This window comes from Lentibacillus sp. Marseille-P4043 (assembly GCF_900258515.1).
Taxonomy (GTDB): domain Bacteria; phylum Bacillota; class Bacilli; order Bacillales; family Amphibacillaceae; genus Lentibacillus_C.
The window spans coordinates 3,267,058-3,281,742 of the sequence record NZ_LT984884.1 but is presented as its reverse complement, the minus strand read 5'-3'; the positions used below and the strand labels follow the sequence as shown (position 1 = coordinate 3,281,742).

Annotated in this window: 14 protein-coding genes; 6 read left to right on the top strand and 8 right to left on the bottom strand. The window is 37.2% G+C overall.

All coding sequences use genetic code 11. The annotated features are described in order from the left end of the window. Positions 1 to 31: 31 nt before the first annotated feature. Both tatA and dacB read left to right on the top strand, forming a co-directional pair. Complete coding sequence (gene tatA, locus C8270_RS16290) at positions 32 to 229, top strand: twin-arginine translocase TatA/TatE family subunit (protein WP_106497849.1); 198 nt, start codon at positions 32 to 34, stop codon at positions 227 to 229. A 176-nt stretch (positions 230 to 405) separates the two neighbouring features. Further along, a complete protein-coding gene (gene dacB, locus C8270_RS16285; protein ID WP_106498572.1) occupies positions 406 to 1,935 on the top strand; it encodes a D-alanyl-D-alanine carboxypeptidase/D-alanyl-D-alanine endopeptidase in 1,530 nt (509 codons plus the stop codon). Between the two features lie 45 nt (positions 1,936 to 1,980). On the opposite strand, the gene C8270_RS16280 is transcribed toward dacB, so the two are convergent. From C8270_RS16280 to C8270_RS20310, 4 genes are all read right to left on the bottom strand, one after another. Beyond that, positions 1,981 to 2,283, bottom strand: coding sequence for a hypothetical protein (locus C8270_RS16280; protein ID WP_106497848.1), 303 nt, complete (start codon positions 2,281 to 2,283; stop codon positions 1,981 to 1,983). A gap of 174 nt (positions 2,284 to 2,457) precedes the next feature. Beyond that, positions 2,458 to 3,660: an MFS transporter gene (locus C8270_RS16275; RefSeq protein ID WP_158701749.1), complete on the bottom strand. Its 1,203-nt coding sequence runs from the start codon at positions 3,658 to 3,660 to the stop codon at positions 2,458 to 2,460. After that, positions 3,657 to 4,088, bottom strand: a complete 432-nt coding sequence (locus tag C8270_RS16270; RefSeq protein WP_106497847.1) for a MarR family winged helix-turn-helix transcriptional regulator — start codon at positions 4,086 to 4,088, stop codon at positions 3,657 to 3,659. The genes C8270_RS16275 and C8270_RS16270 overlap by 4 nt, the downstream gene beginning before the upstream one ends. A 226-nt stretch (positions 4,089 to 4,314) precedes the next feature. Continuing rightward, positions 4,315 to 4,476: a hypothetical protein gene (locus C8270_RS20310; protein ID WP_199794689.1), complete on the bottom strand. Its 162-nt coding sequence runs from the start codon at positions 4,474 to 4,476 to the stop codon at positions 4,315 to 4,317. A gap of 91 nt (positions 4,477 to 4,567) precedes the next feature. Between C8270_RS20310 and C8270_RS16265 the strand changes: the two genes are divergently transcribed. Then, positions 4,568 to 6,718 carry a type IA DNA topoisomerase gene (locus tag C8270_RS16265; protein ID WP_106497846.1) on the top strand — a complete coding sequence of 717 codons (2,151 nt, stop codon included), beginning with the start codon at positions 4,568 to 4,570 and terminating at the stop codon, positions 6,716 to 6,718. Between the two features lie 53 nt (positions 6,719 to 6,771). Here the strand turns inward: C8270_RS16265 and uraA are convergent, their stop codons facing one another. Next, positions 6,772 to 8,052: a uracil permease gene (gene uraA, locus C8270_RS16260; RefSeq protein WP_106497845.1), complete on the bottom strand. Its 1,281-nt coding sequence runs from the start codon at positions 8,050 to 8,052 to the stop codon at positions 6,772 to 6,774. 397 nt (positions 8,053 to 8,449) lie between these two features. Here uraA and C8270_RS16255 point away from each other — a divergent pair, with 397 nt between their 5' ends. The 3 genes from C8270_RS16255 to C8270_RS16245 all read left to right on the top strand — a co-directional run bounded on the left by C8270_RS16255 (position 8,450) and on the right by C8270_RS16245 (position 12,077). Then, positions 8,450 to 9,025 (top strand): TetR/AcrR family transcriptional regulator, encoded by a 576-nt coding sequence (locus C8270_RS16255; RefSeq protein ID WP_106497844.1) that lies wholly within the window; start codon positions 8,450 to 8,452, stop codon positions 9,023 to 9,025. 113 nt (positions 9,026 to 9,138) lie between these two features. Further along, positions 9,139 to 11,517: a YhgE/Pip domain-containing protein gene (locus tag C8270_RS16250; RefSeq protein WP_106497843.1), complete on the top strand. Its 2,379-nt coding sequence runs from the start codon at positions 9,139 to 9,141 to the stop codon at positions 11,515 to 11,517. A 167-nt stretch (positions 11,518 to 11,684) separates the two neighbouring features. Then, positions 11,685 to 12,077 carry a FixH family protein gene (locus C8270_RS16245; protein ID WP_106497842.1) on the top strand — a complete coding sequence of 131 codons (393 nt, stop codon included), beginning with the start codon at positions 11,685 to 11,687 and terminating at the stop codon, positions 12,075 to 12,077. A 91-nt stretch (positions 12,078 to 12,168) separates the two neighbouring features. Here the strand turns inward: C8270_RS16245 and C8270_RS16240 are convergent, their stop codons facing one another. From C8270_RS16240 to C8270_RS16230, 3 genes are all read right to left on the bottom strand, one after another. After that, positions 12,169 to 13,101: a cation diffusion facilitator family transporter gene (locus C8270_RS16240; protein ID WP_158701748.1), complete on the bottom strand. Its 933-nt coding sequence runs from the start codon at positions 13,099 to 13,101 to the stop codon at positions 12,169 to 12,171. A gap of 24 nt (positions 13,102 to 13,125) precedes the next feature. Continuing rightward, entirely contained in the window at positions 13,126 to 13,440 is a 315-nt protein-coding gene (locus C8270_RS16235) for an ArsR/SmtB family transcription factor (RefSeq protein ID WP_442785810.1), read from the bottom strand. Between the two features lie 303 nt (positions 13,441 to 13,743). After that, positions 13,744 to 14,406: a DNA-3-methyladenine glycosylase family protein gene (locus tag C8270_RS16230; RefSeq protein ID WP_106497840.1), complete on the bottom strand. Its 663-nt coding sequence runs from the start codon at positions 14,404 to 14,406 to the stop codon at positions 13,744 to 13,746. Between the last annotated feature and the right edge of the window lie 279 nt (positions 14,407 to 14,685).

Below are 14,685 nucleotides of genomic sequence, written 5' to 3'. Positions count from 1 at the left end.
AAGTAATAAAAGGGAAGAAGGTGCTATAAAAATGCTTACAAATATTGGCATACCTGGGTTGATCCTTATTTTGATTATAGCCCTAATCATTTTTGGACCAAAAAAGCTTCCTGAAATAGGATCTGCATTTGGTAAAACATTGTCTGAATTCAAGCGAACAACGAGTTCACTGATAAGCGATGAAGAGGAAGAATCGACTAAATCGGAGAAAAGTCATCCTAAGGGGTGACTTTTTATCCTGTATTTCTAGTTAATTCATGATAATTAATGCTACCAAAACGTTTAACTCACGCTAGGTTAGACGTTTTATTGTGTCTAATAAAAATTTGTCATGAATAAAGGATTCTGACAAGCAGATGTGGAAATACTTTTATGAAGGGAAAGCTGCAAAAAAGAGGTGAAGGAATGAGATATTTAAAAATAGGTACGTTTGGATTAATTCTGGTATTGATTGTCTTTGTTGCAGCATCTGTACCTTCTAACGATGAAGAAATAGTGCCTGAGGTGGAGGAGGCAAGTAATATGAAACAACAAATAGATCTGGAGAAAAAGGGTAAGATGAAGCCCAAATTGGATCAATTTATTCAGAATGAGCCACTTTTACATGGGGCATTAATTGGTGTTAGCGTTCGTTCCGCCTCAGATGGGAAGATACTATACGAACGTATGGGGGACACTCGACTCAGGCCAGCTTCCAATATGAAACTGTTAACTGCTGCATCCGCACTTTCTATATTAGGTGAAGATCATACGTTTTCGACCGAGGTGTTGACGGATGGAACTGTAAAAGGAAGCAAATTAGCTGGGAATCTTTATCTGAAAGGAAAGGGAGATCCAACATTACTACTTAGTGACTTTGATACGTTTGCTGCAAAATTGCGGGAAAAGGGAATTGAAACGATAGAAGGCGACATTATTGGTGACGACACGTGGTATGATGATGTTCGATTATCACCTGATTTAATTTGGAGTGACGAACATTACTATTATGGGGCACAAATTTCTGCATTAACCGCTTCACCAAATCAAGATTATGATGCTGGTACTGTAATTGTGGAAGTAAGTCCAGGCAGTAAAATTGGGGAAAAGCCAGATTTTACAGTTACACCAGCAACTGATTACATAGAGGTAATTAATCAGGCAAAAACAGTTACCGCTGATGTAGAAGAGGATATTACGATCACACGGCAACATGGTACGAATGAAATAATCATTGAAGGAACGATTCCTATTGCATCACCAAATATTCGGGAGTGGATGGCAGTATGGGAACCAACCGGATATGCATTGGATCTGTTTAAACAATCATTGAAAAAGAAGGGGATTGCATGGACTGGCGAGTTGAGAACGGGACAGGCTTCAGATGATGCAGAAGTTTTGGTTGCCCATCAATCAATGAGGTTGGCAGAGTTGCTAACTCCTTTTATGAAGTTAAGTAATAATACCCATGCAGAAGTTTTGCTTAAAGAGATGGGAAAGGTTGTCTATGGGGAAGGAAGTTGGGAAAAAGGATTGGAAGTGATGAAGAAAGAGCTGACGAAACTTGGGGTGAATACGGATACATTGCTAATTCGGGATGGATCAGGTATATCACATATTGATTTGATTCCACCTAACGAAATCTCCAAATTATTATACAATGTTCAAAATCAAAGTTGGTTTTCCACCTATCTAAATGCACTTCCTGTTGCTGGAAGTGATGACCGTATGGTTGGTGGGACATTGCGAAACCGTTTGGGGGATATTAAGGGGAAGGTACAGGCTAAAACAGGAACTATTTATGGAGTTAGCACCTTATCAGGATACATAAAAACAAATAGTGGGGAAAAAGTAATCTTCTCCATTATGTTGAATAATTTACTTGATGAAGAGGTTGGGCCTGAGATAGAGGATAAAATTGTAAATATTATAGCTCAAATTGAGAAATCCAAGTAAAAAAGGGAACCAATGTTGAGGTTCCCTTTTTACGCGTTATTAGGCTTATTGAAAGTTATTATTTTGCTGTGATGCTTGTGTCTGTTGTGTTTGCTGAGCTTGTTGCACTTGCTGACGTGCTTGTTGTAATTGTTGCTGTGCTTGTTGTAGCTGTGAGTTTTGTTGTGCATTAGAACCAGCTTGCGTTTGCGCATTTTGCAACCCCTGTTCTGCTTGCTGCAACTGCTGCTGAGCTTGTTGCAGTTGTTGTGGATTAGCACTAGATTGAGCCTGTTGCACTGCTTGTTGCGCTTGCTGAGCCTGCTGCAATGCTTGTTGTAATTGCTGCTGTGAATTTTGTTGAGCCATTGAAATAACCTCCATCGATTTTTTAGGGACTTGCTAATATTATGGTTCCGTTTTACACGTTAGTTATGTATTATCTTTAATATTTTTTCTAGATGATTTATTAACACTCGAATTGGAAAAGAAAAAAACCTGTACCATTTCAAGCAGCGAAATGAATACAGGTTGGCTTAAATCTTATCGATAAATTTCTTGCTTTGAAAATTTTGGTTTCTGTTTTCCTTGATGAAGGCTGAACAGGCCGACAGCTACTAAAACCACGACAGCACATAGAATATATAACTTTTCAAAACCGAAAGCTGCTACGACAAAACCCCATACAAACGACCCCACTGCGATACCGGAATCATAAAACATAAAAAATGTTGCTGTAGCATGGCTGCTTCGGTGGTTAGGTGCAGCCTGGATTGCCATTGTTTGGAAACTTGGCAAAATTGTTCCATAACCAAGACCAGTAAGCCCTGCTGAAATTAACAGCATCCAAGCATTATCGGTGAAACTTAACATAACAAGACCAATGGCAAAGATGAATAAACAAGGTAAAATAACGAATGATGGTCCTCGTAAATCGAATGCTTTACCGAAATATGGTCGTGATGCGATCATAACAATTGCGAACACTAGAAAGAAATAGCTGGCAGCTGCGGATAGTCCAATTGAATCGGCATAAACCGAAATAAACGATAAAACACTTGCATAGGCTAGCGAAGCCAAGCTACTGATAAGTGCAATTGGTATTGCCTTTAACTCAATTAAATCATGCAGTGTAAATTTGTGTTTTACTGTTTCAGAATTATTAACCGCATCAGTTGCAGGGACATGAACTAAAATAGAGCAAATGACACCACTTATCATAAGGACACTTAGAATAACAAAGAGCATTTGAAAGGTGATAAATTGCAACAATGATAATCCGATAAAAGGCCCAGCCACAACTGCAAGATTCATTGCCATTGCAAAATATCCAAGCCCTTCACCACGCCTTGATGGAGGTATAACATCCGCAGCAATTGCTCCAGTTGCTGTAGAAATCACACCAAATGAAAGTCCGTGAAAGAAACGAAGTAATAATAATGAGATGAATTGATCTGTCCAAATATAGAGGAATGAGGTTGCTGTAAAAATAGCAACACTTATGATGAGTCCTTTTTTCTTACCAAGTTTATCTAATAATTTTGCTGAAAATGGGCGTACAATTATTGCGGCTATTAACATAACCGTAACGACTAATCCACCTTCAGCTTCTGACCCTCCCATGTTGTCAATTACATAAATTGGGAGTGTCGTTAGTAATGCATAAAAAACTAAAAAAACCATGAACTGTGTCACGGAAATACTAATAAAACTTCTCGTCCAGATTGGTTGTTGATTGTTACTCAATGATTTTCCTCTCCTGTTGTACCAATTTTTTGTAGTAATTGTTTCAATTGCTGTTTTTCAGCTGACGACAAATTAGCCAGCATGTCTTGCTCAAATTCATCCATTGTTTGATGAACTTTTGTAAACTCTCGCTTTGCTCCCTCTGTCAATTCAATAACACGTTCACGTTTGTCTGTACCTCTTTTCCGAACAATCCATCCGCTTTTCTCCATCCGAGATAGTGTACGGGTAACGGTTGGCGCTTCTACGTTAAGGTATTTCCAAATCGCAGTTTGTGTCATTGGGCCAAAACGCTCCAGACAAAAAATAATGGACCACTGAGATGTATACAATCCATGGTCATAAAGCCGTCTGTTCATTTCTTTTTCGATAAACCGATAGCGCTGATTAAGTAAGTGAAACAAGTTTCGATTGTCCATATGGTCCATTTTTTCACCTCATTATTTACCCAGGTAAATAAAATCACTTTTTTTATGTTACGCTTTTTACGATTTTTTGTAAACCATAAAATTTATATAAAAACACACGTTAGCAAAACGAATGTTCGTCATTTTGAGAAAAATATGCTATGATAATGGCATGTATTAAGGATTGCAAACCTAAAAAAACCCACTTATTTTTCAAGTGGGCTAGGCATTTTTTGAGGAGAAGCAATTATTCCTCACTTGGATCATATTCATCATAGGTGAGCCTTGTAACAGTTGTCGATTCTTCGTTTTCAATTTCGGATTGGGTTGCATCCTCCCCGTAAGAATCATCAGGATCAATACCTGGTGCTTGCACATTATTATTTTTTCGCATCTTCTTTTTATTCATATAGTCCCTCCTCCAATCGTTATTAGTTTGCCTAAAGCGTGAGAAAATATATAAGGTTATATGTTATAAAATAACAAAGGGGTGAATGCCAATGCGATTAATTTTAGCGGAAAAACCTTCAGTTGCGAAAAACATTGCAGATGCGCTAAAAATTAAAGGTAAAAAAGATGGCTATTTTGAAGGAAACAACTATATCATTACGTGGGCTTTTGGTCATTTGGTTCAGCTATACGACGCAAAAGACTATGATAGCAAAATGGCACGATGGAAACTAGACAACTTTCCGTTTATCCCTGCTAATTTTAAGTATAAAATAAAAACTGATCCACGAAATAGGCAACGATCAGATCAGGGTGCAACAAAGCAATTAAAAACGATTCATTATTTAATGAGACGAACTGACGTTGATACAATCATCTCTGCATGTGATTATGATCGGGAAGGGCAATTAATTGGGGATAGCATTATTTATCGGGCAAATCCAAATAAACCAGTGTATCGCTTGTTACTTAATGAATGGACCACAGAGGAAGTGCTTCAAGGAATCGAAAAGATGAGACCAAATGAGACAATGCAGCCATTGAGAGATGCCGGAGTTAGCAGGCAATGGGCTGATTGGGTGATTGGGATTAATTTAACCTCTGTTGCGACATTAAAATATCAAAAAGGTAAGGGAAAAGCGCTGAACATTGGAAGGGTTCTGTTGCCTACGTTGAAAATAATTTATGATCGCGATAAGGAAATTGAAAATTTTGTACCAGAGGATTATTTTAAATTAACAGCAACCTTTCAGACAGATGATAAGCAAGCGTATGAAGGTACATATGTTGAGGCAAAACAAGAAAAATTTAAACAAAAAGATACGTTGGACAACATTCAAAAGACTATTCAAGGAAAGCAAGCAATAATTACCGACAAACAAGTGGAGAAGAAGAAGGAGTTTGCCCCATTATTGTTCAATTTATCTAACTTGCAAGGATACATAACGAATAAATATAAAGGCTGGACATCTGATAAAGTATTGAAAGTTGCCCAATCACTTTATGAGAAAAAATTTATCACATATCCGCGTACTTCTAGTGTTGCTTTAGACGAGAGCTTAGTTGGGAAGACAGCCAACGTATTGAAAACATTAGCAGAAGATCTGCCGTATAAAGATGAGATTAAATTCAAGAAAACGAAGCGGGTCTTTAACAATGCCAAGGTGGAAAGTCACAGCGCGATCATTCCAACTTATGTGAAACCAAAACGTCTAACGAGTGATGAACAAATCGTGTATATCGCAATTAAAAATCGTTTTATCATGCAATTTATGCCTGTTGCCGAATATGAGGAAACAAAGCTCATCACAAAAATAGATGAAGTGAAAGGACACTTTGCTTCGAAGGGAAAAGTACAGCTTGTTGAAGGATGGAAAAAGGTAGAAAACATTCAATCGAAGGACAATCTATTACCAATAGTTCAGGTAAATGACAATGTAAGTTTGCTGGATTCAAAAGTTACCTCCCATGTAACAAAACCGCCAAAGCATCACACAGAGAAAACGCTATTGCGAGTCATGGAGACGTGTGGAAAAAATTTTAAGGAAGATGAAAATGAAGAACAAATGGGGAGTATTTTGACTGGATTCAGCATTGGAACACCGGCGACTAGGGCCGAAACAATTAAGAAATTGAAAGATGTCGGCTATATCGCGGGACAAGGTAAACATCTATTCTGTTCCGATTTAGGCAAAAGGCTTGTGGAAACATTCCCGGTAAAGGATCTGTTTGATTTAGAATTTACTGGTCGCTTGGAGAAGACATTATCAGATATTCAAAAAGGGGAGATCGACAAAAAGGAATTTTTACGTGTCGTCTTTCATTTTACCAATGAGTCAGTGGCGACAATCAAAGCTGGGCAGGATATTATCATTAATGAAATTTCTCAGTCACCTCGAAAAACAAATGAAAGATTAGGGTCTTGTCCGCAATGTGGAAGCAGTGTAATCGAAGGAAAAAAGGGGTTTGGTTGCAGTAATTGGAAGAGCGGCTGTAAATTTGTGATATGGAAAAATGACAAGTATTTAGCGACAATGAAAAAGAAACCTACAAAAACGATGGTGAAGCAGCTGTTAAAAAACAAAAGAACCTATGTAAAAGGACTGACAAGTAAAAAAGGAAGCAAATTTAATGCCTATTTAAGCTATGAAAAAAATCCAGATAATGATTATTTTAGCTGGAAGATGGATTTTGGGAAATAAATCTCTAAAACTAGTAAAGCCGTATCGATTGAGATACGGCCTTATGTTTAATATTACTCATTTGACAACTTCAACACATCAAGTAATTTAAAGAATAATCCAAGGATGATGGCTACAATTGTTGCTAAGCCCATCCCTGTTAGGGCAACAGAACCAATTTGAACGGTTGCACCACTGATGCCAATAACAAGAACAACACACGTTAAGATTAAATTTTGTGAACGATTGTAATCCACTTTTGACTCGACAAGCATTCTGAGTCCGCTTGCTGCAATGATACCAAATAATAACAAGGATACACCGCCCATAACAGGTGCTGGAATCGACGAAATTAATGCTGCCAGTTTTCCGCAGAAAGACAAGATGATAGCCATCACCGCTGCTAATCCTATTATCCAAGTTGAGTAAACTCTTGTTATAGCTAGAACTCCAATGTTTTCCCCATAGGTTGTGTTTGGAGTAGAACCGAAGAAGCTGGAAATAATCGTAGAGATTCCGTTCCCTGCTAATGAACGATCAAGTCCGGGATCTTTTGTTAAATCACTTTTAACGATGTTTCCTGTCACAAATAAGTGTCCAATATGCTCTGGAATAATAACAAGTGCTGCAGGCAAAATCACGAGAATTGCCGACCAGTCAATTTTCATCTGGTAATAAGTTGGTGCAGAAATCCAGGCGGCCTCTTGAACTTTTGATAGGTCTACTATACCGAATGCGTAGGCAATGATGTATCCAGTAATAATGCCGATTAAGATAGGAATGATTTTCAAAAAGCCGCGAAGTGTGACCCAACAAATAATGGTTATTGCTAGAGTTAGAAGTGAAACAATTGCAACATTAGGATCAATTGTCCAGGTTCCGTCAGCATCTGCCGGGGCAATCCACCCTGCCATTTCTGCTGCAGTTGGAACAAGCTCTAATCCGATAACGGCAACAATCGCCCCCATTGCCGCTGGTGGGAATATGACGTCTATCCATGCTGTACCTACAAATTTGACAATAAGTGCCACAATACATAAGACAATCCCGACCATGAAGAAGCCACCTAGTACATAACTATAGCCTGCTCCACCCGCATACTGACCTAATACAACAAAAGTAGGGGATATAAAGGCAAAACTGGCTCCCAAAAATGCAGGGATTTTCCCTTTTGTAATAAAAATATATAACAATGTTCCAATCCCATTCATTAATAGGATGGTTGCCGGATCGACTCCGAATAGTACAGGTACCAGTACGTTTGAGCCAAACATGGCAAATAAATGTTGGATACCTAATGGTAAACTTTGTAAAAAAGGTAAACGGTCGTGAACTTGTATTTCCTTATGTGCCATTTTTCTCTCTCCTTTTAAAAATTAGGTTTACCGGCTACCATTATAATAATGCGGATAAAAATACAAAAAACACCTTGCCTATATATAGGCAAGGTGTATGTGAGCGAATAGAACAGTAAGATTTACTTCTACCGTTTTAATCAATAACAAACCATCATCTGCTCCACCTTGCCAGCCTCACAGGACTGAATTAAAGGTAACCGTATAAACTTATCTTAAGTATTATTACAGCTTTTTTTAAAAGTGTCAACTGTTTTTTTGGTATTCCGAGAGAAGCTGTTAATTTTCTTGTGAGGACACTCTAGCGATTGAAAGGAATTAAAAATAATGGTATGATTCAATTTGTACAAAATGACCAATATAATCATTTGGTCATAATGGAGGGTGGGTGGAATGAATGGCAATTGACCGTAAACAATCAATTGTTGATGCAGCCACAAAATCTTTTTCTTTATTTGGATATAAGGCAACAACAATGGATCAAGTTGCAAAACTGGCAAATGTCGGAAAGGGGACGATTTATACTTTTTTTAAAAATAAGGAAGAGTTATTTGATGAAATAATTTCTTCACTTATTAAGGAAATGAAGGCAGCTGCAGAAGATACAATGGATGAAAGTCTACCGTTTTATGAGAATGCTACCTGTGCACTGCTTAAATTATTGGAATTTCGAAAAGATCATCAGTTAACGATCAAGCTTTTGCAGGAAGAACGTGAAATTGGAACACCTGAAGTATTAGAGGTTGTTCAGAAGTTAGAGAACACGATTATCAATTATATTAAAGATATCGTAGAAAAGGCGGTTAATAAAGGTGAAATTAAACCATGTAATCCTGAAATAACTGCTTTTGTAATGTTGAAATTGTATAAATCGCTTATCTTTGACTGGGAGCAATTCCATGAACCGTTGGGAAGAGATGAGATATCGCGACTATTCAATTTATACATTTTTGAGGGATTATCAACGAAATGATGATCCTTAGTTTTTGAATAAAAATGACTAAATGAATAAATTGGTCATATTTTTACATTAAATTGACTTGATGAATAAAATAGTCAACAATTATCATGGGAGGATATAAGTAAATGAAACAATCATTATTCTTTTCGGAGTTAAAAAATATTTTTAGCAATAAAAAAATATTAATTCCGATCATTGCGGTTATCTTTGTACCGATTCTTTATGCAGGTATGTTTTTATGGTCATTTTGGGATCCATATGGTCATCTTCAAGATTTACCAGTAGCTGTTGTCAATGAAGATACAGGTGCCAATTACGAAGGGGAAGAATTGGAATTAGGTGATGAGCTCGTTGATAAATTAAAAGGCAACGAAGAATTTCAGTTCCATTTTGTTTCAAAAGAAGATGGGTATCAAGAATTAGAAAATCAAAAATATTATATGTTGGTTGAGATTCCAGAGAATTTTTCGCAACATGCTACAACATTGCTAGATGAAAAACCTAAAAAATTACAAATGAAATATGTCCCGAATGAAAGTTACAATTTTCTTTCTTCGCAAATTGGTGAAACAGCGGTAAAAGAAATTAAAACCGCTATTTCTAGTGAGATTTCGGCAACCTATGCGGAGACGATGTTTGATAAAGTAACAGAAATGGCAGATGGTCTTGGAAATGCAAGTGATGGCGCAGGAGAGCTGCATGATGGGGCACAAGCACTGGAAGATGGATCCGAAAAATTAAAAGATAACTTAATTGTATTAGCTGACAAATCAATCGAATTTCAAAATGGTGTAAATCAGGCGAAAGCAGGTATGGATGATGTAGCTGATGGTTCGAAAAATCTTGCCAATGGAATTAGTCAATTGTCAGATGGCAGTGGTAAATTACTAAATGCTGCCAAAGACGTTCAAGATGGATCACAAAGTCTGGTTAATGGAACCGCCAAAGCTAATAAAGGGCTTCAAGAAATGGATAAAAAGGTACCAGAGCTAATTGCTGGAACGGACCAAGTAAAGGATGGACTAAAAGAATTCCAAACGAAACTTCCAACTGAGATGGCTGAGACAATTGGCAAGCAATTACAAACGAGTGTAGGCGAAATGAATGCTGGATTGGATGAGTTGCAATCGCAATTAAATAGCCAGTTATCAGGGGCTTTGGCTGAACAGATTTCAAAGCAACAAACAGCACAAATGAAGCAGATCATTGTTACGCTCAAAGAAAATAATGTTGATCCGAAAGTATTAGAATCGCTTCAGCAACAAGTTCAGGAAAGTTCGCCTTCAAAAGATGAGTTGCCAAAGCAATTACAACAACGTATTGGCTCTGGTCTTAACCAAGGCTTTACCAAATACAAAAATGAGGTAAACGAACAATTTACAAATGCAATAGGTGGGTTGGAAGGACAAATTCAGGATGCAGTTAACCCAACATTTAATAAACTCTACGATGGAATTGTAACGATTAATCAAAAACAGGAAACGTTACAAAGTGGTGTTCACGCATTAGCAGATGGTTCAAAACAATTGAAAGAAGGATCACTTGCACTAAGTGATGGTCAAAAACAATATGTTGATAGTTTAGCTTTGTTTAACACCAAGCTATCAGGTGCAACAAATGGAGCCGATACATTAGCGACAGGTGTTGGTCAGTTGGATAGCGGGATGAGTGAGTTAGCGGGCGCTACTGCACAAATTAGTGATGGAACAGAAGAATTGGCAGATGGTTCAAAAGAGTTGGCAAATGGAACAGTCGAATTAGTAGATGGAACAGATGAATTGCATAACAAACTCGGAGCTGCTGCTGGTGAAGCAAACTCCGTACATGCAGATGATGATACGTATGATATGATGGGTAACCCAGTAAACGTTGATAAGCAAGAAATTAATAAAGTTCCAAACTATGGTACTGGATTTGCTCCGTATTTCCTATCATTAGGCTTATTTGTTGGAGCATTATTAATTACGATCGTTTATCAGTTGAAAAAACCTGTTATTAAACCTAAAAATGGTCTCACATGGTTTATTGGCAAATTTGGTGTTATCGCGTTGGTTGGTGTTGTACAAGCGCTAATTGCTGACGTTATTCTTTTATTTGGTTTAGGAATTGATGTGAAAAGTATTCCACTTTTTGTCTTAACATCAATTGTAACTAGTCTGGCATTTATGACATTAATCCAATTTCTTGTGACATCAATGGGTGATCCCGGACGCTTCCTTGCAATTGTTATTCTTATTTTTCAATTGACGACAAGCGCTGGTACATTCCCGCTCGAATTGATTCCTGATGCATTGCAGCCGATTAATGCAGCGCTGCCTATGACATATACAGTGCAAGCATTTAAGGCAGTTATCTCAAGCGGAAACTTCACCTTTATGTGGCAAAATATTGGAATCCTATTTGCTTATATTATCGGATTCATGATGTTAACAATGGTGTATTTTATTGTAAAACACAGAAGTCATCGTACTTTGAGTGAAGAAAAAGCTTCCTTGCAAGAATAAGCGTACAACAAGGCCATGATTCTCGGAAATCATGGCTTTTTTGATGCTTTCTAAAAGATTGTTTGTATGAAGGAAATTATTCACATAATGTTCATTGATAAAATCTTAATCAATTGGTACATTTGTGTTAGAAATTGATAATTTTTGTTAAGGGATGGGGATTAAAAATGCGAAAAATAATAGGGATATTTATCGTTGTTTTGCTAGTTACGGTATTGGCAGCATGTGGAGAAGATGAAAAAGAAAGTCAAGATATGGAACCAAAAGCACTTCATGTAGAATTCCCGGTTCCTGATACGACAAGTGTTGAGGAGCCAGTTGAACTGAAGGCGATCGTTACATATGGTGATGAAAAAGTAAAGGATGCGGATGAAGTCAAATTTGAATACTGGGAAAAGGGTAATGAAGATGATAGTACAATGGTTGAAGCAAAAAATAACGATGACGGGACATACACAGCGGAAGTGACATTTGATCATGAGGGTGAATTTGAAATGTATGCACATACAACGGCTAGAGATTTGCATACCATGCCAAAGAAATCGATCACTGTTAAATGAGTAGGTTTTTATCGTGTGGATCGTTGTTTTCTACCCGCTTGTCACCGATAAATAATGGCACTAGCTAAATATGCTAGTGCCATTTCATTTTTCAATGATTATGATCGTGTTCTTGTGGTTCTTGCTCTTGTTGACACATAAGGGAATCTTCGTGTGGGTGCTCTTTGTTTTCAAGTTGAATCGTTACATGCCCAATTCCTTTATGTTCTAATTTACTTTCCACTGATCGAAGTAAATTTTGGCTTTCTTGAATTGTTAGCTTACCGTCAACTACAGCATGACAAGATAGTGCATTTTGACCGCTCGTAATGCTCCATACATGAAGGTCATGGATACTATCAATGCCAGAGACTTTTTCAATGGTACGAATAATATCATCTAATTCAATATTCTTCGGTGTACCCTCCATTAAAACATGAACGGCATCTTTAGCAACGCGGAAACCGCTAATTAAAATGAGGATTGATACAATGACGCTCGCAAGCGGATCTGCCCAGCCCCAGTTAAAGAACATAATTAGTAGTGCTGCTACGATGGCCCCAATTGACCCAAGTAAATCACCTAATACGTGAAGGAATGCTGCTCTTAAATTTAAATTTTCCTTGGTATCACCACGCATTAATATCCAAGCAATAACAATATTGACTACAAGGCCAATACAGGCGATGATCAGCATACCTGTTGACGCAACTTCAGGTGGATCCGTAAATCTATGGTACGCTTCATAAATGATATATAACGAAATGAGGATAAGGGTAACTCCGTTAAATAGTGCAGCAAGAATTTCAAACCGCTTATATCCATATGTTTTGCTGTAATTTGCTACCTTTTCTCCCATAACAAAGGCGAGTACACCAACCCCTAACGATATCGCGTCACTTAACATATGCCCAGCATCTGATAGTAATGCCAGACTGTTGGTAAGGAATCCACCTGTTGCCTCAATAATCATGTAAGCAAACGTGATGATAAAACTAATCGTTAACGCTTTTTTATTTGCACCGTGTGTATGATCGTGTCCCAATAGATTTTCCTCCAATCTAAAGTATTACTGATGACAAGCATGCTCAATCGTTTGTTTTAGTATATCCATAACATGTTCATCATCGTGAGAATAATACAATGATGTTCCTTCTCTTCGGTATTTTACCAATCGCAAATTTTTTAAAAAGCGTAACTGATGGGAAACAGTTGATTGTCTAAGGTGTAGATTTTCGGCAATGTCATTTACGGAATACTCTTTATCAAATAGCAAATATAAGATTCGGATTCTAGTGGGGTCATTTAGCGCTTTAAAGGTTTGTGATACAACAAAAAGTGTTTCCTCGTCAAGATCTTCATGACTTTTTATTTCTTTTTCCAATGTCAATACTCCTTTCATGTTAACGTTTGACTGTTTTCACATTGTTTGTCGCTATCTGCCCAGCAGCCCGAATACATTCGCTTATCGGGGGAGGATGGTGTAAAAATTTTGCGTAATTATTTCCTCTAAAACAACAAACTTTTAGAAAACAGCCTAGTTTTTCAATATATGCGTATATCTTCATATACCAATATTGTATGAATGGAACGCCTTATTGTCAATATAATTCATCTGAAAAACATCATAACATTCACACTTATTTGTTTTATACTACTTTTCTTTAACGAAATAAAAACGGAAGAATTAGCATTCCGTTTTTATTTCGTTGATTGACCCATAATACTTATCAAATTCCAAATGTACCACTTCCCATAAGTAGAATGAAGCAATGGTGAAATGCGGATCCCATAGATTAGCTTTTTTCTGTAGAATTTTTCGTCGTTCGGATTTATCCACTTGGTAAAGCCACTTTGCACCGCGCTGAATACCAATATCGTCTAATGCTAGGACATTCATCCTTGTCAAAGAAAAAATTAAAAACATTTCGGCAGTCCATTTACCAATACCCTTAATACTAGTCAACTGTTTAATAACTTGTGTGTTATCCAATTCAGGTAACAAATTCAGATTAACTTCTAAACTAGACGTTTTTTCAGCAAGGTCCCGTAAATAAACAACTTTTCTTGCCGATAAACCAACAGAGCGTAATGAATCATCATCCAATTCCTTAATAGCTTTAGCAGTAATCTTGTTTCCCATTAATGTTTGCAATCGATTATAAATGGCACTCGCAGCCGCTACCGAAATTTGTTGACCAATCATGGATCTTACTAAGGACTGAAAATAATCCGGTCTTAACATTACTTCGATGTCCCCAACAATCGTTACTAATTGATGCATAAAGGGATCTTTTTGACAGAGTTCAACAACAGTTTGATCAGTTTGACGAATGGTTAGCTGTTCCATAATCCACCTCTTCCATCATGTAAAATGATTTACGTATTTTTTTCGCTTTTCTTGAAAGCCTATTTTTAAATGATTGTTGTTTTTGAAAAAATATCTAAGTATATATTTCCTCATAAGCGTCCCCCGGAAAGCGAAGTGTAAACGAGCTACGGGGCAAATAGCTACAAACAAAGCGAATACAGCCTGTATGACAATTATCACAGAAATTCTGACTTTTCTATGACAATATTTAATTGTTAGCCTATTTATAAAAACTTTGATATTATGGATATGTTGTTA